This is a genomic window from Curtobacterium pusillum, assembly GCF_007673235.1.
Taxonomy (GTDB): domain Bacteria; phylum Actinomycetota; class Actinomycetes; order Actinomycetales; family Microbacteriaceae; genus Curtobacterium; species Curtobacterium pusillum_C.
In genome coordinates, this window is the sequence record NZ_VDZH01000002.1 from 645,073 (window position 1) to 665,862 (window position 20,790).

Here is a 20,790-nt window from a genome sequence, read left to right on the forward strand (position 1 = left end):
CCGGTGCCCCGGTCGACCCGGACGCGCTCGTCGTCCAGGGCCGACGCGCACCATCGATCAAGGAGACACGTGCCAGGCACGAAGAAGCTCGTCATCGTCGAGAGCCCCGCGAAGGCCAAGACGATCGCGCAATACCTCGGTGACGGATACGAGGTCCAGGCGTCCGTCGGACACATCCGGGACCTCGTCGAGCCCAAGAACCTGCCCGCCGAGCTCAAGAAGGGCTCCCTCGGCAAGTTCTCGGTGGACGTCGACAACGGCTTCGAGCCCTACTACGTCGTGTCCGACGCCAAGAAGAAGACGGTCGCCGAGCTCAAGCGGGCACTGAAGGACGCCGACGAGCTCTACCTCGCGACTGATGAGGACCGCGAGGGCGAGGCCATCGCGTGGCACCTGCTCCAGGTCCTCAAGCCGAAGGTGCCCGTCAAGCGCATGGTCTTCCACGAGATCACGAAGGAGGCGATCCAGCGCGCGCAGGAAGCCACCCGCGAGCTCGACACCGCCCTCGTCGACGCGCAGGAGACCCGCCGCATCCTCGACCGTCTCTACGGGTACGAGGTCTCCCCGGTGCTCTGGCGCAAGATCGGCCCGGGCCTCTCCGCCGGCCGGGTGCAGTCCGCCGCGACCCGCCTCGTGGTCGAGCGGGAGCGCGAGCGCCTGGCGTTCGTGTCCGCCAACTACTGGGACCTCAGCGCCCGGTTCGAGAAGGAGGGCGACGCCGCCTTCACCGCCCGGCTCGCCCGCGTGCAGGGCACGCGTGTCGCCTCCGGTCGTGACTTCGACGACCGCGGTGCGATGAAGGGCGACGCCGTCCGGCTCGACGAGGCCGCCGCTGCCGCGTTGACCACGGTGCTCGAGCGCGCCGGCGACGCCACCGTCCGCAGTGTCGAGTCGAAGCCGTACACCCGGCGCCCGGCCGCGCCGTTCACGACGTCGACCATGCAGCAGGAGGCCGCCCGCAAGCTCCGCCTCTCACCGCGGCAGACGGCCCGTGCCGCGCAGACGCTGTACGAGAACGGGTACATCACCTACATCCGTACCGACTCGGTCAACCTCTCGAAGCAGGCGCTCGACGCCGCCCGGAAGCAGGCCGCCGACCTCTACGGCGCCGCGACCGTGCCGGACAAGCCGCGCGTCTACGCGAGCAAGAGCAAGAACGCCCAGGAAGCGCACGAGGCGATCCGTCCCGCGGGCGACACCTTCCGGACCCCGTCGCAGCTCGAGGGCACCCTCACCGGTGTCGAGTGGCGGCTCTACGACCTCATCTGGAAGCGCACGATCGCCTCCCAGATGGCCGACGCCAAGGGATCGACGGCGTCGATCGTGCTCGGCATCACGTCGGACGAGTCGGTCGAGGGCATCGCGTCGACCGCGAAGGGCACCGACGCCGAGTTCACCGCCTCGGGCACCGTGATCACGTTCCGCGGGTTCCTCAACGCCTACGAAGAGGGCAAGGACGAGGACCGCCACGAGTCCTCGGACCGCTCGGGCAACGACGTCGCGCTGCCGGACGTCAAGGAGGGCGAGCACCTCGGTGTCGACGACGTCGTCGCCAAGGGGCACGACACCACGCCGCCGCCGCGCTACACCGAGGCGAGCCTGATCAAGACGCTGGAGGACCTCGACATCGGGCGTCCGTCCACGTTCCCCACGATCAGCCCGACGATCATCGACCGCGGCTACGTCTCGCTGCGCGGCACCCAGCTCGTGCCGAACTGGATCGCGTTCAGCGTGGTCCGGCTGCTCGAGGACTACTTCGGTGACCTCGTGCAGTACCAGTTCACGGCCGACATGGAAGCCGACCTCGACAAGATCGCGAACGGCGACGCCGACCGGGTGGACTGGCTCAAGGAGTTCTACTTCGGGGGCGGCGACCAGCGGGGTCTCCGCACGGTCATCGACAACCTCGGTGAGATCGACGCGCGGGAGATCAACTCCGTCGAGCTCGCCCCGGGGCTGACGCTCCGCATCGGTCGGTACGGCCCGTACATCGAGGTCCCGAGCGACGACCCCGAGAAGCCCCGTCGCATCAACGTGCCGGAGGACCTCGCACCCGACGAGCTCACCGCGGAGAAGGCGCGCGAACTCGTGGACGCGCCGGTGCTCGGCGACCGTGTCGTCGGCATCAACCCGGAGTCCGGCAAGGAGGTCCTCGCGAAGGACGGCCGGTTCGGTCCGTACGTCACCGAGCGCACCCCGGAACCGGAGCCCGCCGTGGACCCGACCACGGGTGAGGTGATCGAGGTCGCCGCAGCCCCCGCAGCGGCCGAGGCCGAGACGACCACGGCGAAGACCGCCGGCACGAAGACGGCCGCCAAGAAGGCTCCGGCGAAGAAGACCACGAAGAAGGCCGCCGCGCCGAAGGAGCGCACCGCGTCGCTCTTCAAGTCGATGGACCCGCAGACGGTCGACCTCGAGACGGCACTCAAGCTGCTCGACCTGCCCCGCACGGTCGGCAAGGACCCCGAGTCCGGCGACGACATCACGGCGCAGAACGGGCGCTACGGTCCCTACCTCAAGAAGGGCACCGACACCCGGACCCTGCCGAGCGAGGACGCGATCTTCGACGTCGACCTGCCCGGCGCCCTCGAGCTCTTCGCGCAGCCGAAGTACGGCGGCCGCCGTGCCGCGAGCGCCGCGCTCAAGGAGTTCGACGCCGATCCGGTGTCCGGCAAGCCGATCAAGATGAAGGACGGCCGGTTCGGCCCCTACGTCACCGACGGCGAGACGAACGCGACGATCCCGCGCGGCGAGGACGTCGAAGCAGTCGACCACGCCCGTGCCGTGCAGCTCATCGCGGACAAGCGTGCCAAGGGTCCGGTGAAGAAGAAGGCCCCGGCTCGGAAGCCGGCGGCCAAGAAGAAGTGACCGGCCGGTTCATCACGCTCGAGGGTGGCGACGGTGCGGGGAAGACCACGCAGGCGGAACTCCTGACGGCGTGGCTCGAGGGGCACGGCAGCACCGTGGTCCGGACGCGCGAACCCGGCGGCACGGACCTCGGGGTGCGCATCCGCGAGATCGTGCTGCACGAACGCGGCCACGTCGCACCCCGAGCCGAAGCCCTGCTCTACGCCGCCGACCGCGCGCACCACGTCGAGACGCTCGTGCGCCCGGCGATCGCACGCGGGGACGTCGTCCTGCAGGACCGGTACATCGACTCCTCCGTGGCGTACCAGGGCGTCGCCCGTGGCCTCGGCGCCGAGCACATCCGCTCGGTGTCGGACTGGGCGTCGGACGGACTCACCCCGGACCTCACCATCCTGCTCGACCTGGACGTGACCGTCGGTCGCGCCCGGGTCGCCGCGGCGCGCGGGGACACCTTCGACCGGCTCGAGTCGGAGGCCGAGGCGTTCCACGAGACGGTCCGTCGGGCGTTCCTCGACATGGCGGCGGTGGAGCCCGAACGCTTCCTCGTCGTCGACGCGGCAGCGCCCGCAGCAGAGGTCCAGCGCACGATCCGCGCGGCGGTCGCCCCGCTGGTGGGGATCGTCGAGGGATGACGGTGGCGACTGGCAGGATGGCCCCGTGAGCGTGTGGGACGGCCTGACCGGCCAGGAAGAGGCGGTCGCCTCGCTGCGCAACGCGGCGGAGTCGCCCGACGGCACCGGCGGCATGACCCACTCGTGGTTGATCACCGGCCCGCCCGGGTCCGGACGGTCGAACGTCGCCTCGGCCTTCGCCGCGGCGCTCGTCGGCAACGGTCCCGACGACGACCGCACCCTGCAGCAGATCACCGCGAAGACGCACCCCGACGTCTCGGTGCTCACCACACAGCGCGTCATCATCACCATCGACGAGATCCGGCAGCTCGTCACGTCCTCGCACTACTCGCCGTCCGTCGGCCGGTACCGAGTGGTCATCATCGAGGACGCGGACCGCATGACGGAACGCACCTCGAACCTGCTGCTCAAGGCGCTCGAGGAGCCACCCGAGCGCACGGTGTGGATCCTGTGCGCCCCGAGCGAGGCCGACCTCCTGCCGACGATCCGTTCGCGGGTCCGCTCGGTGCGCCTCCGCGTCCCGGGCATCGAGTCGGTCGCCGACCTCCTCGTCGCGCGCACCGGTGTCGACCGCGCCCTCGCGATGGACGCCGCGCGCCAGGCCCAGAGCCACATCGGGATGGCGCAGCGCCTCGCCACGAGTGAGGACGCACGCGCCCGCCGCCGACGGACCCTCACGACGGTGCTCGGCGTCCGGACGGTCGGCGATGCCGTGATGGCCGCCGCCGACCTGCTCGCCGTCGCCGACGAGGACGCGAAGGCGATCACGCAGCAGCGCGACTCCGAGGAACGCGACGCCGCCCTCCGCTCCCTCGGCATCGAGCCGGGCGGTACGATCCCGCCGGCCCTCCGGTCGCAACTGCGTGGGCTCGAGGAGGACCAGAAGCGCCGGGCGACCCGGAGCCTCCGGGACGGTCTGGACCGCATCCTGGTGGACGTCTCCTCGCTGTACCGCGACCTGCTGCTGCTCGGACTCGGTGCACCTGCCGAGCCGGTGAACCTCGCGATGCGCGAGCACCTCGACCGCGCGCTGCCGTCGGTGCCGCCGGCCGCTGCGCTCGAGGTCCTCGACGCCATCGCGCTCGCGCGCCAGCGCATCGCGGCGAACGTCGCGGCGCTCCTCGCGCTCGAGGCGCTCCTCGTGACCATCTCCCGCGCGAGCCGCTGACCGCAGCTCGCAGCTCGCAGCGTGTACTCCGCAGTGTGCGAGGTCCGGGCGAGTGTGCGAGCCAGAACGCCTCGCACACTGCGCGGAACCTCGCACCCTCCGCCCACTGGCGCGACCATCCCGCGAACGGGAGACGCGAGGCGGACCCGCACCGTGCCTCCAGGCCGGTCTCGCCCCGTGACGCAGCCCGCCCCGACCCACGGCCGCGCGTGGGACAATCACCGCATGTCCGACGCAGAACCCGGCCTGCGCGAGCGGAAACGCCGCGCCACCCGACTCGCGATCCAGCAGGCCGCGCTCCGCATCGCGATCGAGGACGGCCTCGCGGCGGTGACGGTCGACGAGATCTCCCGCCGTGCCGACGTGTCGCCGCGGACGTTCTTCAACTACTTCCCGAACAAGGAGGGCGCGCTCCTGGGCGACGACCCGACGCTGCCGGACGACACCGTGCTCGCGGAGTTCGTCGCCGGCGGGCCGAAGGGTGACCTGCTGGCGGACCTCGGGGCGCTGCTCGTGCACTCGACCCGTGAGCTCATCGAGGAGCGGGGCCTCATCGAGGAACGGCAGCAGGTGCTCCGCGCCGCGCCCGAGCTGTTCAGCCGCCGCATGGAGTCGATGAAGGAGTTCCAGGCCGAGATCGAGCGTGCCGTGGTCGCACGGCTCGAGGGTGCCGGTGCCACCACGGAGCCCGTCGCGCTGCGTCGCCGGGCGCGCCTGGCATCGCTCGTCGCCCTCGCCGCGTTGCGGCACGCGTGGTGGGAGTGGTCCGACGCCGGTTCCGACACGCACCTCGTGGACGAGCTCGAGCGGTCGTTCGCCGACCTCGACGCGCTGGTTTCGCGTTCGCTCGTCTGAACCTGTATAGTTGTGACCCGTGCCGCTCCGGCAACGGAGCGTCCGCCGCCTTAGCTCAGTCGGCAGAGCGATTCACTCGTAATGAATAGGTCGTCGGTTCGATTCCGACAGGCGGCTCCACGAAAAGCCCCGGTCAGACTCCCTTTCGCAGGGAACTGACCGGGGCTTTTCCCGTACCCGGGCGCGCCCCGCGGGCGTACCCGCGGGGCCGCCGCTCAGGGCAGGTAGTACGTCGGGTTCGGCAGCTTCACACTGCGGTCCGCCGACCCGCCGAGCAGGTCGCTGTACTGGTCCCCGAAGTTGGCGACGACGTCGAACCGTCCGCCCGCGCGGGACTCGATGTGCGCCCGCGTCTGCGACTTGTACTCGACCGTCGTGCACTTCGCCGTGGCGCAGCTGATGTACGACGGCTGCTGCGAGGCACCGACGCCGGTCCACTTCGTGTAGTAGGTCTGCACATCGCGCTGGGTGGCGGCGAACTGCGCGTAGCCGACCTTCTGCAGGTTCTCGATCGTCGCCGTCTTCTGGTCGTCGTTCCGGCCGGTGAGTCCGATGATCGTGCAGCCCGAGCGCTGGGCGATCGACACGAGCGACGTCATCGACGGAGTGGCGGGGAAGCGTTCGTCCTGCACCCATTCGTCCTGGCGGGCGGGGTCGAAGACGAAGTGCATGTCCGCGACCTCCATGTCGTACGTCCACAGGGTGGTGTCGTCGGCGTCGAGCACGATCGCGGGGTTCCGGTGCAGCTTCCGGCCGACGGCGCACTGGGCGGCGACGACGGGGGCCTGGCGGGCGACGATGGTGCGCATCTCACGGATGTAGGGCGAGTCGGTGCGGTTCGCGAGGCCCGTACCGGGGTCGCCGTAGTACGTGGCGATCGTCTTCTTGACGGAGTCGATGTTCGGGATGCCCTCACCGCTCTGCGTCGCACCCGAGGACCCGTCCGCCGCCATGGTGAACTGCGTGCGGGGCGCCAGCCGTGGCTCGGACACGCCGGGCAGGTTCGCGGAGGGCAGGTAGTACGTGGGGTTCGGCAGCTTCACCGAGCGGTCGGCGTACCCGCCCTGCAGGTCGCTCCACTGGTCGCCGATGTTGAGGGCGATGTCGTAGCCGAGGTCCTGCTCGATGTGCTTGCGTGTGAGGGCCTTGTACTCGACGGTGGTGCAGCTCGCGGCCGCGCAGGTGATGTACGAGGGCTGCTGCGAGGTGCCCTTGCCGGTCCACTTCGTGAAGAAGCGGTCCTGCGTGAAGGCGGTGTACCCGACCTTGGACAGGTTCTGGACGGTGGCGGCCTTCTGGTCGTCGTTCCGCCCGGTCAGCCCGAAGACGGTGAAGCCCATGGCCGAGGCGCGGTTGACGAACCCGACCATCGACGGGGTGGCGGCGAAGCGCTCGTCCTGCACCCATTCGTCCTGCCGTGCGGGGTCGAACACGAAGTGCATGTCCGCGACCTCCATGTCGTACGTCCACAGGGTGGTGTCGTCGGCGTCGAGCACGATCGCCGGCTTCTCGCCGTGGCGCACGGCGGCGTCGTGGATGCGCTGCAGTCCGGCGCTCTGCTGCGCGACGATGGACCGCATCTCGCGGATGTACGGGGAGTCGGTGCGGTTCGCGAGGCCAGTGCCGGGGTCGCCGTAGTACGTGGCGATGGTCTTCTTGACGGAGTCGATGTTCGGGATGCCCTCGCCGCCCTGGGTTGCTCCGGAGGACGCGTCGGCGGCCATCGTGAAGTGCGTCCGTGGTGTCAGACCGGCGTCGGTCGAGTGGCCGGGCGAGTGTCCTGGCGACCCCCATCCGTGCGCGTTCGCCGGCGTGACGCCGACGAGGGTGGAGGTGAGGACGATCGCCGCGCTGGTGGCGACGACGGACAGGACGGATCGGCGCATGAAGACCTTCTCGGGGAGGGGACGCCCCCGTTCGAGGGGCGTGGCAGCACGCTAGCTGGCAGTCACCCGTGGAGTCCATACCAAAGTGCTGCAGGCGGACAGCGGCGTGGTGTGGGACCGCGCTGGTAGACAGGACGCATGACGGTTCGCTGGGGAGTCATCGGCACGGGCGGCATCGCACGCTCCTTCGTGGGCGACTGCACCGCCGCGGGCATCGAGTTCGTCGCGGTCGGCAGCCGGACGCAGGCGGGTGCCGAGTCGTTCGCCTCGGAGTTCGGCATCCCGCGCGCGCACGGTTCCTACGAGGACCTCGTCGCCGACGACGGGGTCGACGCCGTGTACGTCGCGACCCCGCACTCCCGGCACGCCGAGGACGCCCTGCTCGCGATCAAGGCCGGCAAGCACGTCCTCGTCGAGAAGGCGTTCACCATCACGGCGGACGAGGCCCGGCGCGTCGTCGACGCCGCCCGCCGTGCGGACGTCGCCGTGATGGAGGCGATGTGGACGCGCTTCCTCCCGCAGATGTCGATGATCCGCGAGCTCGTCAGCGAAGGACGCATCGGTCGTGTCCGGCTGGTCGAGGCGACGCACCACCAGGCGCTGCCGAGCGACCCCGCGCACCGGCTGAACGACCCCGCCCTCGGTGGCGGCGCGATGCTCGACCTCGGCATCTACCCGATCTCGTTCGCGGTGGACGTGCTCGGTGTCCCGACCGGCATCGCCGCTGCGGGCACGCTGAGCGAGCAGGGCGTCGACACACAGATGGGTCTGGTGCTCACGCACGAGGGCGGTACGCAGTCGATGCTGCACTTCGGGCTCGACCTCCGCAGTCCGAACAGCGCGTCGGTGATCGGCGAGGACGGTCGGATCGACCTCGACTCCACGTGGTTCACCCCCACGACCTGGCGGCTCCGTGACCGCGACGGCGTGGTCGTCGAGGAGTTCGACGGTCGCGAGGAGCTCACCGGCTACGCGCACGAGGTCCGCGCGTTCGAGACCATGGTCACCTCCGGCATCCACGAGGGTGGTCCGATGGACCCCGAGGAGACCATCGCGATCATGGCGCTCATGGACGAGGCGCGCCGGCAGGTCGGGGTCCGGTACGCCGTCGACGGCGACTGACTTCGGATCAGGCCTGGAGGCTCCTCCCGCAGTTCCGTAGGATCGTTCGCGATGTCCGACCAGCAGCCCTCACCGCGCTCCGTCCCGGATCGCCTCCGCGACGCGGTCGCCGCCGTCCGCGCCTCCGCCGCCCGCCGCCCGGTCCCGTGGATCGCCGGCGGCCTGGCAGCCGTCCTCGTGCTCGGTTCCGGGGGAGCGGTCGCCGTGGCCGCCGCGACGATGCCGACGCCCCGGGCGTCCGAGCGTGCGGTGGCGGACTCCTCGGCCACAGCCACCCCGTCCGCGACGACGACGCCGACGCCGTCGAGCACCCCGACGCCCGCCGGACGCGCGGTGCCGGAGAACGCCGCCGGCCCGTCCGCCCTCCGGACGTGCACGATCTCGAGCGCGGCATCGGCCGGTGGGCTCGGTGCGTTCGAGGGGTACGTGATGAACGCGAAGACCGGCGAGGTCCTGTTCTCGCGCAACGGGGACAAGGCCGCGCAGACCGGCAGCGTGATGAAGACCCTGACGACGGCGACCGCGCTCGCCGTGCTCGGCGGCGACCACCGGATCCCGACGACCGTGACGAAGGAGGCCGGCGGAGCGATCGCGCTCGTCGGCCACGGCGACGCGACCCTTTCGGCCGGTGGGGCGACCGTCTACCCGGGCGCCCCGACGCTCGGCCAACTCGCCCAGCAGGTGAAGGCGAAGCTCGGCGGTGCCCCGGTGACCACCATCGTCACGGACGACACGTACTGGAACGACGCCGACGCCTGGGACCCGACGTGGCCCGTCAGCGAGCGGACCATCGGGTACCAGCCGAACGTGACGGCGCTCATGGTCGACGGCGACCGCGCGAACCCCGGTGCGGCGACCTCGCCGCGCTCGACCGACCCGGTCGGCCGGGCCGGAGACCTGTTCCGCACGGCCCTCGCGAACGCCGGGGTCGCCGGAGCCGCCAACGCCCAGATCGTCAAGCGGGCGACGACGAGCTCCGACACGATCGCCACCGTGTCGTCGCAGCCCGTGTCGACGCTCATCGGGCAGATGATCCCGAACTCGGACAACACGCTCGCCGAGATGCTCGCGCGGGTGTCGTCGAAGGAGTCCGGCTCGAACGGGTCCGCGGCGTCGCTGACGTCCGTGTACCAGACAGCGCTGCAGTCGTACGGCGTCGACCCGTCCGGCATCGTCATCAAGGACGGTTCGGGCGAGAGCGCGGCGAACGCCGTCTCGCCGAACTTCGTCGCCCACCTCATGGTGCAGGTGCAGGCCGGCGCGAAGGGCCTGGGCACGCTCGCGAACGCCCTGCCGGTGTCCGGACAGTCCGGCACGCTCGCCAGCCGGTTCACCGGCGCGAACGCCGTCGCCCGCGGCAAGGTGCACGCCAAGACCGGCTGGATCGACAGCGCGAACACGCTCGGTGGGTACATCGACGCCGCCGACGGCACCCGTCTGACCTTCGCGTTCTACGCCATCGGGTCCTCCCGTGCCGCGGCGCTCCCGGCACTCGACGCGGTCACGGCTGCCACCTACTCGTGCGGGAGCAGGCTCACCGGTTCCTGAGCCGGCGGGTGTTGGATGGCCCCATGGCCAGGGCACTGCTCATCGTCGACGTCCAGAACGACTTCACCGAGGACGGCGCGCTCGCGGTCGCCGGCGGTGCGGAGCTCGCCGCCCGCATCTCGGCGTTCCTCCACCGGCACGCCGAGGACGAGTACGACCTCGTCGTGGGGTCCCGCGACTGGCACCACGGCGACGACGACAACGGCGGCCACTTCGCCGGTCCGGAGGGCCCGGACTTCGTGACCACGTGGCCCGTGCACTGCGTCGCGGGAACACCAGGGGCCGAGTACCACTCCGAGCTCGACACCGAGTACGTCGACGTCGACGTGTTCAAGGGACAGGGGACCCCGGACTACTCGGCGTTCCAGGCCCGGACCGAGAGCGGCGTCCTGCTGCCCGAAGTGCTCGCCGAGCACCACGTGACGACGGTCGACGTCATCGGCCTCGCCACCGACCACTGCGTCCGCGCGACCGCCCTCGACGCGCTGGCGGCCGGGTACGACGTCGCCGTGTTCGACGACCTGGTCGCCGGTGTGGACGCGGACCGGAGTGGCCGGGCGCTCGACGAGATCCGCACGGCCGGCGGGCACGTCGACCACAGCGACATGGACGAGGGGTTGGCGAACCCCGGAGGAGCAGTACTATGACGGACACCACGACCCCCACCACCGCGGTGACCACGACGGTCGCCGACGACAACGTCTCGGTCGAGGGAGTCCCGACCGGCCTGTTCATCGGTGGACGGTGGCGCTCGGCCTCCGGCGGTGCGACCTTCCCCGTCCGCGACCCCTCGACGGGCGAGGTGCTCGCGGAGGTCGCGGACGCCACCCCCGAGGACGGCATCGCCGCGCTCGACGCCGCCGTCGCCGCGCAGGAATCCTGGGCCGCCACGCCACCGCGGCAGCGGTCCGACCTGCTCCGGGCGGCGTTCGACCTGGTGCGGGAGCACGCCGAGGACCTGGCAGCGCTCATGACGCTCGAGATGGGGAAGCCCCTCGCCGAGGCCCGTGGCGAGGTCACCTACGGCGGCGAGTTCCTCCGCTGGTTCTCCGAGGAGGCCGTCCGCATCGGTGGCGACTACCGCACCAACCCGGAGGGCACCGGCCGTGCGATCGTGCTGAAGCGACCGGTCGGCCCGGTGTACGCGATCACCCCGTGGAACTTCCCGCTCGCGATGGCGACCCGGAAGATCGGCCCGGCGCTCGCAGCCGGGTGCACCGTGGTCGTGAAGCCGGCCGAGCTCACGCCGCTCACGACGCTGTTCCTCGTCGAGCTGTTCCGTCGTGCCGGGTTGCCGGACGGCGTCCTCAACGTGGTGCCGTCCCTCGACGCGAAGGGGCTGTCCGAGCCGATCATCGCCGACCGCCGGCTCCGGAAGCTGACCTTCACGGGATCGACGCCCGTCGGCTCGGCGCTCCTGAAGCAGGCCGCCGACAACGTCCTGAAGACGAGCATGGAGCTCGGCGGCAACGCGCCCCTGCTGGTGTTCGACGACGCCGACCTCGACACCGCCGTCACGGCCGCGATGCTCGCGAAGTTCCGCAACGTCGGCGAGGCCTGCACCGCCGCGAACCGCTTCTTCGTGCAGGAGGGCATCGCCGACGCCTTCACCGCGGCCCTCACCGCGAAGGTCGACGAGTTCCGGATCGGCCGGGGGAGCGAGGAGGGCACCACGATGGGGCCGCTCATCGACGACCGGGCCGTGGACAAGGCCGCCCGACTCGTCGACGACGCCGTCTCGCGCGGAGCCCGGCTCGTCACCGGCGGGCAGCGCGTCGACCGCCCGGGGACGTACTACGCGCCCACGGTCCTCGACGACGTGCAGCCCGGGTCGGACATCCTCACCACGGAGATCTTCGGGCCCGTGGTGTCGATCACGCGGTTCGCCACCGAGGAAGAGGGCATCCGGCTCGCGAACGACACCGAGTTCGGGCTGATCGCGTACGCGTACACGTCGGACTTCGCCCGCGGGCAACGGCTGGCAGAGCGCCTGGAGACGGGGATGCTCGGGCTGAACACCGGTGTCGTGTCGAACGCCGCGTTCCCGTTCGGTGGCGTGAAGTCCTCCGGCCTCGGCCGCGAGGGGTCCCACGAGGGGATCGAGGAGTACCTCGAGAGCGTCTACGTCCTGACCCCGGACCCGTTCGCCGCCTGAGCGGCAGCCGGAGTCGGCCCGGCGTCAGACCGAGCCGGCGCGGCGTCAGACCAGCAGCTGGTGCTTCGCCAGGTCGCGGTACAGCGGGGTGGACTCGACGAGCTCCGAGTGCGTGCCGACCCCGACGACCCGACCGTGCTCGAGCACGACGATCAAGTCCGAGTCGACCACGGTGGAGAGCCGGTGCGCGATGACGAGGAGCGTCCGGTCCTCGGCCACGGCGTCGATCGCGAGCCGCATCTTCTGCTCGTTCACCCCGTCGAGCGACGAGGTGGACTCGTCGAGCAGCAGGATCGGGGGAGCGGCGAGCAGCGCGCGGGCGATCGCGAGGCGCTGGCGCTCACCACCCGAGAGCATGACGCCGTCCTCGCCCACCTGGGCGTCGAGGCCGCGCGGGTCGCGGTGCAGGACCTCGCCGAGGTTGACCGCCTCGAGCACGCGGACGCAGTCGTCCTCGGTCGCGTTCGGTGACCCGAGCAGCAGGTTCGCCCGGATGGTGCCGGCAAGTACCGGGGCGTCCTGCTCCACGTAGCCGATCTGGGCCCGCAGCTCGGCACGGTCCAGCCCGCGGACGTCGACGCCGCCGAGCCGGATCACCCCGTCCGTCGGGTCGTAGAACCGCTCGATGAGTGCCAGCGTCGTCGACTTGCCCGCACCGGAGGGCCCCACCAGGGCGACCCGCGAGCCGCGCGGCACCCGGAAGGAGACGTCGTGCAGCACCGCCTGCTCGTCGTCGGCGGTCTCGGGGAGGCGATCCGCGCCTCCAGGCCCGTCGGCGGGAGCGCCGTACCGGAACGACACGTGCTCGAAGGTGATGGCGTCGTCGGTCTCGACCGCGGCGGCGACGCGCACCGCGCCGTCGTCCTGGGCCTCGGTCGGCAGGTGCAGGATCTCCTCGATGCGTCCGAGGGCACCGAGTGCCTGCGCGACGGCGACGACCGCGCCCATGGCCTGCCCGAGCGGCATGATCATCATGAACAGCAGCAGGATGAACGTGATGAGCGTGGCGATCGTGATCGTGCCCGCGGCGACCTGCGCGCCACCGACGCCGAGCACGGCGATGAACGCCACCTGCATGACGATGCTCGCGACCGGGACGACGAACGCCGACATCCGCGCGATGTCGAGGCCCCGCTTGTAGGCCTCGGTCGCGTGACCGTCGACCTCCTGCACCTCGCGCTCGGTCGCCCCCGCTGCGCGGATGGTGCGGACGGCGCCGATGCCGCGCTCGACGGCGGCGGTGAGGTCGCCGACCTTCTCCTGCGCCTTCTTCGACGCGATGCGGATACGGCGGCTCAGGCCACCGACGACGACGATGGCGACGAGCACGATGACGACCGTGATGCCGAGCAGCAGCGGGTCGATGATCGCCATCGCGATGACCGCGCCGATGAAGGTCAGCGCGCCGCCGATCGACTCGATGAGCCCCTGCGTGAGCACGGCGCGGAGCAGCGTGGTGTCGCTGCCGACCCGGGACACGAGGTCACCGGTGCGCCGCGTGTCGAACTCCGAGATCGGCAGGTTGAGGATGCGGGCGATGAGCTTCCGGCGGGTGGAGAGGACCACGCCCTCACCCGCGCGCTGGAGCAGGAAGTGCTGGACGCCGTTCAGGACGCCGGACACGAGCACCAGGGCGACGAGGGCCCACACGAGCATGCTCAGGGTGTTGCCGTGCTGCACCGCGGTGACCACCTGGTTCACGAGCAGCGGCTGGGCGAGGGACGCGCCGGCGCCGAGGATGCTCAGCACGATGATCACGACCATCGCCGGCTTGTTCTCGAACAGGTAGCCCAGCAGCCGGCCGAAGCTGGCGCGGGGGCCGTCGGTCTTCTTGGGTCGCGCGAAGGGGGAGCTCATCGTGTTCCTAGTTTCTGCCGTACTTCTTGTGCACTGCCTGTCGACTGACGCCGAGCAGCGTCGCGATCTCCTGCCACGAGGCGCCGGCGTTCCGGGCGCGGCGGGCGGCGAGTTCCTCGGTCCGGTCGAGTTCACGGCGGAGCTCGCGCACGCTGGCCAGGGCGGAGAACGGGTCGTCCCCGGCTGCCCCCGCGGCGAGGCTCGTGATGGTCGGTCGGTCCATGCCTGTCAACCTACATTGACGCACCGACAGATGTCAACCTGGGTTGACGTGTGGACTCGGAGCGACAAGTCCGACGTCGTACGACATCGACGTCGTCGTTGCGGCTCGGCAGGTCGGAACGGAACGTGCCCACAGACGGACTGGAGGCGCGGTGCCAGCTGGCACCGCGCCTCCAGTCCGAACAGGGGTCGCGTCAGGCGCGCGCCTCGGCAGGGGCCGCGTCCGTCGTGCCGGACCGGTCCGCCTCGTCGAGGCCGGCGCTCTTCGTCTCGCGGACGAACAGGAGCGCGACGAGGGTGACCACGGCCGCGATCGTCAGGTACAGACCGACCAGGAAGATGTTCCCGTCCGGCTTCCACAGCGCCAGCGCGATCGTCGGGGCGAGCGAGGCACCGAGGATCGAGGCGACGTTGTACGCGATCGCCGAACCCGTGTACCGGACGTTCGTGGGGAACAGCTCCGGCAGCAGGGCACCCATCGGGCCGAACGTCAGGCCCATCAGCGACAGGCCGACGATGAGGAAGGTGACGACCGTGATCGGACCGGTCGACGCCGCGAACCAGAACTGGAACGTCAGACCGAACAGCGCGATGCCGACGGTCGTCGGGATGAGGGTGCGACGACGCCCGAACTTGTCGGCGAGCATGCCGGCGACCGGGGTGAAGATGCCGAAGAACACGACGCCGATCATGAGGAGCGTCAGGAACTCGCCGCGGGTGTAGCCGAGACCGATCTTCGGGACGAGCGGCCCCGCCTCGGCGCCCGTCGTGCCGTACGACAGCGTGAACGTCGTCATGAAGTAGAAGAGCACGTACGTGGCGACCATGCCGAAGGTGCCGACGATGAGGGGCTTCCACGACGTGCGGAACACCCGGGCGAGCGGGATCTTCGCGACCGTGCCGGACTCCTGGACACCTCGGAACACCGGGGACTCGACGAGCTTGAACCGCACGTACAGGCCGACGAACACGAGGACCGCCGAGAGCAGGAACGGCAGACGCCAGCCCCAGGCCTGGAAGTCGGGGTTCGGGGTGCCGTCGGCGCCGGCCGGCATCGCCGCGTTGATCGCGATGAACAGGCCGTTGGCGAGCAGGAAGCCGATCGGGGCGCCGAGCTGCGGCATCGAACCGAAGACGCCGCGCTTGCCCTTCGGCGCGTTCTCCGTCGCGAGGAGGGCGGCGCCGGACCACTCGCCACCGAGGCCGACGCCCTGTGCGAAGCGCATCACGGCGAGCAGCACGGGGGCCCAGATCCCGATCGAGTCGAACGTCGGCAGGCAGCCGATCAGGAACGTGGCGGTGCCCATCACGAGCAGCGACGCGACGAGGGTCGCCTTGCGGCCGACACGGTCACCGAAGTGGCCGAAGAGGACCGATCCGACCGGACGCGCGAAGAACGCGAGGGCGAAGGTCACGAACGAGGACAGCTGCGACGCCGTCGGGTCCTCGTTCGGGAAGAACAGCGTCGGGAAGACGAGGACCGCGGCCGTCGCGTAGACGTAGAAGTCGTAGAACTCGATGGAGGTGCCGACGAGGCTGGCGATCACGACGCGGGAGCGCGGATTGCCGGCGGTCTTCGGGGCTGCGGGTGCCGGTGCGGCGGACATGGGGTGAGGGGACTCCGTGGGGGAGCGCTCGAGGGGAGCGCAGCGGTCAGCCGGACGGCGGACACCGGTCGGTTCGCGCGGGGTGGCGCGGACACCGATCGGGTGCGTTCGGCTGTGGTGGTGGACCGCTTGTGACGGAAGCCCCCATCCTACGACAGATGTCGTGCACCTGCGAATCAGCCCAGGTGGGCGGGGAGCTGGTGGCCCATCCGGTCGCGCTTCGTGTCGAGGTACCCGGCGTTCTGCGCGGAGACGCCGACGACGAGCGGCACGAGGCTCTCGACCGTGATGCCGTGCTCCTCGAGCTGACGGCGCTTCTCCGGGTTGTTCGAGAGCAGCCGGACGCTCGTGATGCCGAGGTCGGCGAGGATGCCGGCCGCGCCGCCGTACGCGCGTGAGTCGGCGGGGAGGCCGAGCGCGAGGTTCGCGTCGAGGGTGTCGAGGCCGTCTTCCTGCAGGCGGTAGGCCTTCAGCTTGTTGATGAGGCCGATGCCGCGGCCCTCTTGCCCGCGCAGGTAGATCACCACACCGCCCTCGGCAGCGATCGTGTCGAGCGCCGCGTCGAGCTGCGGACCGCACTCGCACTTGAGCGACCCGAACGCCTCGCCCGTCAGGCACTCCGAGTGCACACGGACGAGCGCGCCGTCGCGGGGAGCGGCACCGTCCGGGCCGGTTCCGATGATCGCGACGTGCTCGGCGCTCGTCACGAGGTCGCGGTAGGCGCGCATCTCGAACGTGCCGTGGGTCGTCGGGACGTTCGTGGACACCTCGAACTGGACCGGGCTCCCGGGGGTGGGGGAGGTGAGTGCGTCGGTCATGGGGTGCTCCGGTCGTTCTGGGGCCCCTCGTCTCCGAGCGCGTCCGCCACCGGCCGGGCCTGGCGGTGGGGTCGAGCTCGGACCAGCAGGTCGGGGCCGAGGCTGGTGGTCGATAGTACGTCCAACCTCCGACGCTCGCCGATGCTTCCCACACCGACGTCATCGAGGGCAACACGGGGGCCGCCGAGCAGGACGGGTGCGAGGTACACGAGGTACTCGTCGACGAGCCCCGCGGCGATGAGCGCCGACGCGACCGTGGGGCCGCCCTCGACGAACACCGAGTGCACACCGTGGCCGCGCAGGGCGCCGAGCGAGGCGGTGAGGTCGTGGCCCGGCAGTGTGACGAGCCCGCGGGGGTGCCGGCGCACGGCGGCGTCGTCGGGGACCGGGCGGTCGCCGAACACCACGGGCAACGGCTGGTCGGCGAGGAGTTCGCCGGCGTCGCCCCGCGCGGTGAGGGTCGGGTCGTCGGCGAGCACGGTCCCGGTGCCGACGAGGATCGCGTCGTGGGCGGCGCGCTGCTCGTGCACGTGCTGGCGCGCGGCGGCACCGGTGATCCACTGGCTCGTGCCGTCGGCGGCGGCGGCACGGCCGTCCAGGCTCGACGCCCACTTGACGGTGACCCACGGCCGACCCAGGCGGACGGAGAGGAGCCACCGCTCGAGGAACGCCTCGGCCTCGTCCGCGAGCACCCCGGAGACGACCTCGACGCCGGCGGCGCGGAGCCGGTCGCCGCCGCCGTGCACGTCCGAGCCCGGGTCGTCGATCGCGTAGACGACCCGGCCGATGCCGGCCTCGATGAGCGCGACGGCACAGGGGCCGGTGCGGCCGGTGTGGTTGCAGGGTTCGAGCGTGACGACCGCGGTGGCACCGCGGAGGACCTCGGCCGGGACCTTGGTCATCGCGTCGACCTCGGCGTGCGGGGTGCCGGCGCCCTTGTGCCAGCCCTCGGCGAGGACATCACCGGCGGGGGAGAGGATGACTGCCCCGACGCGGGCGTGGTCGCCGACCGCGGGGCCGAGCGCGGCGAGTTCGAGGCCACGGCGCATCGCGCGGACCTCGGCCGGGGTGGGGGTGCTGCTCACGACCCGAGACTACCGGCGTGGAACCGTCAGCCGACGTCGCCGGCGGCGAACGCCTCCGCCGGCCAGGCGAGGTCGGACGCCGGGGACCCGTCGGCGCGACGGAGGCCCTTCCACGCCGTCGTCGGCGCGCCGTCGCGTCCGGGGATCCGGGCCTCGCCCGTGCCGGTGTACGAGAAGCCGGCGGCCCGTGCGACGGACGCCGACGCCGTGTTGCCCGCGTAGCACTCCCAGTACACGTCGGGAGCGCCCTGCTCGAACGCCCAGTCGAGCACGAGTCCGACGGCGTCGTGCATGAGTCCGGCACCGCGGGCGGACGGCGCGAGCCAGAACCCGAGGTCGCGGTTCGCGGTCCGGTAGCCGACGATGCCCTCGAGCCAGGTCGACCCGGTTCGGCGGATCGCCCAGGTGTACTCGCGGTCGGATGCCCACCCCGGTCCCACGAGGGCGTCGACGAACGTGGTGGCGTCCCGTGCCGTGTACGGCGTCGGGATCGTCGTCCACCGCACGATCGCCGGGTCCTGGCAGGCTTCGGTGATCGCGGCGACGTCCGCCCGGGTGGGCACGTCGAGGTGCACCCGGGCGGACGTCAACGTGACGGGGATCATGTCGGTACCGGCGGTCAGCGCCGGGGACGCGGCACGAAGCCGATGCGCTCGTAGACCTTCGCGAGGGTCTCGGACGCGATCGACTCGGCACGCTCGGCACCGACCTCGAGGAGCCGGTCGAGCTCGGCGGGGTCGTCGAGGAGCTCGAGCGTGCGGGCGCGCACCGGCTCGAGCTCCGCCACGACGGCGTCCGCGACCTCGCCCTTCAGGTCGCCGTAGCCCTTGCCCTGGAACGACTCCTCGAGCGCGGCGACCGGGGTGCCGGTGAACGCCGACAGGATCGACAGCAGGTTCGTGATGCCCGGCTTGGCCTGTCGGTCCGCCCGGATCTCCCGCTCGGTGTCGGTGACCGCCGAACGGATCTTCTTCGCCGTGTGCTTCGGGTCGTCGAGCAGCCGGATGAGGCCGTTGTCGGACGCGGCCGACTTGCTCATCTTGCTCGTCGGGTCCTGCAGGTCGTAGATCCGGGCCGTGTCCGTGAGGATCCGGGCCTCCGGCACGACGAACGTGTCACCGAACCGCGAGTTGAAGCGGCCGGCGAGGTCGCGCGTGAGTTCGACGTGCTGCCGCTGGTCGTCGCCGACCGGCACCACCTTCGTGTCGTACAGCAGGATGTCCGCCGCCATCAGCACCGGGTACGTGAACAGCCCGACCGATGCGGCCTCGGCACCCTGCCGCGCCGACTTGTCCTTGAACTGGGTCATCCGGCTCGCCTCGCCGAAGCCGGTGAGGGTGTTGAGCACCCACGCGAGCTCGGCGTGCGCCGGCACGTGCGACTGCACGAACAGCGTCGCCTTGGTCGGGTCGATGCCCGAGGCGATGTACTGCGCGGCCGTGGCGCGGGTGTTCGCCCGGAGCTCGGCCGGGTCCTGCGGGGAGGTGATCGCGTGCATGTCGACGACGCAGTAGATCGCGTCGTAGTCGTCGAGCAGCGTCCTCCACTGCATGAGCGCGCCGATGTAGTTGCCGAGGTGGAGGGATCCGGCCGAGGGCTGGATGCCCGAGAAGATGCGCGTCTTGGTCATGGTGTTGCTGTCCTGTAGCTGCTGGAGGAGTGGGAGATCAGAGTTCGTAGTCGACGACCACGGGGGCGTGGTCGGACCATCGCTGGTCGTACGCCGCGGCCCGGTCGACCGTGTACTGCGTGACCTTCGCGGCGAGCTCCGGGGTCGCCATCTGGTAGTCGATGCGCCAGCCCGTGTCGTTGTCGAACGCCTGGCCGCGCCAGGACCACCAGGTGTACGGGCCCTCGACGTCGCCGGCCTGCTCGCGGCCGACGTCGACCCAGCCCAGGCCGGTACCGGTCGAGCCGTCCGCGCCCTCGACCTCGGTGCCGTCGGCGCCGAAGAAGCGCGAGAAGTAGGCGCGCTCGCGGGGCAGGAAGCCGGCGCGCTTCACGTTGCCCTTCCAGTTCTTGATGTCGCGCTGGTCGTGCCCGACGTTGAGGTCGCCGACGACGACGGCGAGCGGGTTGTGCTCGCGGAGCTTCGGCAGGCGCTCCGTCATCGCGTCGAGGAACTTCCACTTCTCGTCCTGCTTCGGGGTGTCGACCTCGCCCGAGTGGACGTAGGTGGACACCACGGTGACGGTGGTGCCGCCGATCTCGTAGTCGGCCTCGAGCCAGCGGCCGGCCGAGTCGAAGTCGTCGGCGCCGAGCGCGACGCGGTGCACGTGGGCGCTGTGGCGCGAAGCGATCGCGACGCCCGCGCGTCCCTTGGCGGTGGCCGGGTCGTGCACGATGTCCCACTCGTCGCCGAGCAGGCCGGCGAGGTCGTCGCTCGAGGCACGGACCTCCTGCAGGGCCAGCACGTCGACGTCGCGTGTGGCGAGCCAGTCGCCCATCCCCTTGCGGAAGGCGGCGCGGACGCCGTTCACGTTGACGGATGCGAGGCGCAGGCGTGTCATGCAGAACACCTTATCGGCGGGCGCCGACAGGCCGGACGCACCGGTCGCGGTGGTGGCGACACGACGACGGACTGGAGGCGCGGTGCCAGCTGGCACCGCGCCTCCAGTCCGTCGGGTGGTCGCGTCCAAGACGCGACCCGCGTGGTCAGGCCGCGTCGTGGTCCGTCTTGAGGAACTCGACCAGGCTGTCCGCGGTCGTCTCGGCGTCGTCGCCGTTGACGGTGAGCGTGACCTCGTCGCCGTTCTCGATGCCCAGTCCCAGGAGCGCGAGGATGCTGCCCGCGTTGCCGGACTTCTCGCCCTTCGCGATCGTGACCTGGTGGCCCGACGCCGTCACGGTCTGGACGAACAGTGAGGCGGGGCGGGCGTGCAGGCCGGACGCGCTGGCGACGGTGACGGTGCGGGTGGCTTCGGACATCGATTGACTCCTCGTCGATGGGTGGTGCGCTCATGGTAG

Annotated in this window: 17 protein-coding genes, 1 tRNA gene and 1 pseudogene; 9 read left to right on the forward strand and 10 right to left on the reverse strand. The window is 71.1% G+C overall.

What is annotated here, in order from left to right; translation table 11 throughout:
• The first annotated feature begins 69 nt into the window (after positions 1–69).
• The 5 genes from topA to FS532_RS07825 all read left to right on the forward strand — a co-directional run bounded on the left by topA (position 70) and on the right by FS532_RS07825 (position 5,643).
• A complete protein-coding gene (gene topA, locus FS532_RS07805; protein WP_144752691.1) occupies positions 70–2,868 on the forward strand; it encodes a type I DNA topoisomerase in 2,799 nt (932 codons plus the stop codon).
• Positions 2,865–3,500: a dTMP kinase gene (gene tmk / locus FS532_RS07810; protein ID WP_144752211.1), complete on the forward strand. Its 636-nt coding sequence runs from the start codon at positions 2,865–2,867 to the stop codon at positions 3,498–3,500. Before topA ends, tmk begins: the two co-directional genes overlap by 4 nt.
• 25 nt (positions 3,501–3,525) lie before the next feature.
• Positions 3,526–4,668, forward strand: a complete 1,143-nt coding sequence (locus FS532_RS07815) for a DNA polymerase III subunit delta' (protein WP_144752214.1) — start codon at positions 3,526–3,528, stop codon at positions 4,666–4,668.
• Positions 4,669–4,893: 225 nt separating this feature from the next.
• Positions 4,894–5,523: a TetR/AcrR family transcriptional regulator gene (locus tag FS532_RS07820; protein WP_144752217.1), complete on the forward strand. Its 630-nt coding sequence runs from the start codon at positions 4,894–4,896 to the stop codon at positions 5,521–5,523.
• 44 nt (positions 5,524–5,567) lie between these two features.
• Positions 5,568–5,643 (forward strand) — tRNA-Thr (locus FS532_RS07825).
• A gap of 95 nt (positions 5,644–5,738) precedes the next feature.
• On the opposite strand, the gene FS532_RS07830 is transcribed toward FS532_RS07825, so the two are convergent.
• Complete coding sequence (locus FS532_RS07830) at positions 5,739–7,409, reverse strand: HAD family acid phosphatase (RefSeq protein ID WP_144752220.1); 1,671 nt, start codon at positions 7,407–7,409, stop codon at positions 5,739–5,741.
• 138 nt (positions 7,410–7,547) lie between these two features.
• On the opposite strand from FS532_RS07830, the gene FS532_RS07835 reads away from it, so the two are divergent.
• Genes FS532_RS07835 through FS532_RS07850 form a run of 4 tightly spaced genes read left to right on the forward strand, consistent with a single transcriptional unit; the run spans position 7,548 to position 12,234 of the window.
• Positions 7,548–8,531, forward strand: a complete 984-nt coding sequence (locus FS532_RS07835; RefSeq protein WP_144752223.1) for a Gfo/Idh/MocA family protein — start codon at positions 7,548–7,550, stop codon at positions 8,529–8,531.
• A gap of 51 nt (positions 8,532–8,582) precedes the next feature.
• Positions 8,583–10,079, forward strand: coding sequence for a D-alanyl-D-alanine carboxypeptidase/D-alanyl-D-alanine endopeptidase (gene dacB / locus FS532_RS07840; RefSeq protein ID WP_260852609.1), 1,497 nt, complete (start codon positions 8,583–8,585; stop codon positions 10,077–10,079).
• Between the two features lie 23 nt (positions 10,080–10,102).
• On the forward strand, positions 10,103–10,726 hold the full coding sequence (locus tag FS532_RS07845) for an isochorismatase family protein (RefSeq protein ID WP_144752226.1): 624 nt from the start codon (positions 10,103–10,105) through the stop codon (positions 10,724–10,726).
• A complete protein-coding gene (locus tag FS532_RS07850) occupies positions 10,723–12,234 on the forward strand; it encodes an NAD-dependent succinate-semialdehyde dehydrogenase (RefSeq protein ID WP_144752229.1) in 1,512 nt (503 codons plus the stop codon). The genes FS532_RS07845 and FS532_RS07850 overlap by 4 nt, the downstream gene beginning before the upstream one ends.
• A gap of 45 nt (positions 12,235–12,279) precedes the next feature.
• Here the strand turns inward: FS532_RS07850 and FS532_RS07855 are convergent, their stop codons facing one another.
• The 9 genes and pseudogenes from FS532_RS07855 to FS532_RS07895 form a co-directional block, all read right to left on the reverse strand.
• Positions 12,280–14,091, reverse strand: a complete 1,812-nt coding sequence (locus FS532_RS07855) for an ABC transporter ATP-binding protein (protein WP_144752232.1) — start codon at positions 14,089–14,091, stop codon at positions 12,280–12,282.
• Positions 14,092–14,098: 7 nt separating this feature from the next.
• A complete protein-coding gene (locus tag FS532_RS07860; RefSeq protein WP_022907338.1) occupies positions 14,099–14,314 on the reverse strand; it encodes a hypothetical protein in 216 nt (71 codons plus the stop codon).
• Positions 14,315–14,507: 193 nt separating this feature from the next.
• On the reverse strand, positions 14,508–15,920 hold the full coding sequence (locus tag FS532_RS07865) for an MFS transporter (protein WP_144752235.1): 1,413 nt from the start codon (positions 15,918–15,920) through the stop codon (positions 14,508–14,510).
• A 176-nt stretch (positions 15,921–16,096) separates the two neighbouring features.
• Positions 16,097–16,705: pseudogene (ribA, locus tag FS532_RS07870) on the reverse strand (GTP cyclohydrolase II); the annotation flags it as partial.
• 29 nt (positions 16,706–16,734) lie between these two features.
• On the reverse strand, positions 16,735–17,787 hold the full coding sequence (gene ribD, locus FS532_RS07875) for a bifunctional diaminohydroxyphosphoribosylaminopyrimidine deaminase/5-amino-6-(5-phosphoribosylamino)uracil reductase RibD (protein ID WP_260852617.1): 1,053 nt from the start codon (positions 17,785–17,787) through the stop codon (positions 16,735–16,737).
• Positions 17,788–17,849: 62 nt separating this feature from the next.
• On the reverse strand, positions 17,850–18,428 hold the full coding sequence (locus FS532_RS07880; RefSeq protein ID WP_144752242.1) for a GNAT family N-acetyltransferase: 579 nt from the start codon (positions 18,426–18,428) through the stop codon (positions 17,850–17,852).
• A gap of 14 nt (positions 18,429–18,442) precedes the next feature.
• Positions 18,443–19,453, reverse strand: a complete 1,011-nt coding sequence (gene trpS / locus FS532_RS07885) for a tryptophan--tRNA ligase (RefSeq protein ID WP_144752245.1) — start codon at positions 19,451–19,453, stop codon at positions 18,443–18,445.
• A 37-nt stretch (positions 19,454–19,490) separates the two neighbouring features.
• Positions 19,491–20,333 (reverse strand): exodeoxyribonuclease III, encoded by an 843-nt coding sequence (locus FS532_RS07890; RefSeq protein WP_144752248.1) that lies wholly within the window; start codon positions 20,331–20,333, stop codon positions 19,491–19,493.
• Positions 20,334–20,478: 145 nt separating this feature from the next.
• A complete protein-coding gene (locus tag FS532_RS07895) occupies positions 20,479–20,751 on the reverse strand; it encodes an HPr family phosphocarrier protein (protein ID WP_144752251.1) in 273 nt (90 codons plus the stop codon).
• Between the last annotated feature and the right edge of the window lie 39 nt (positions 20,752–20,790).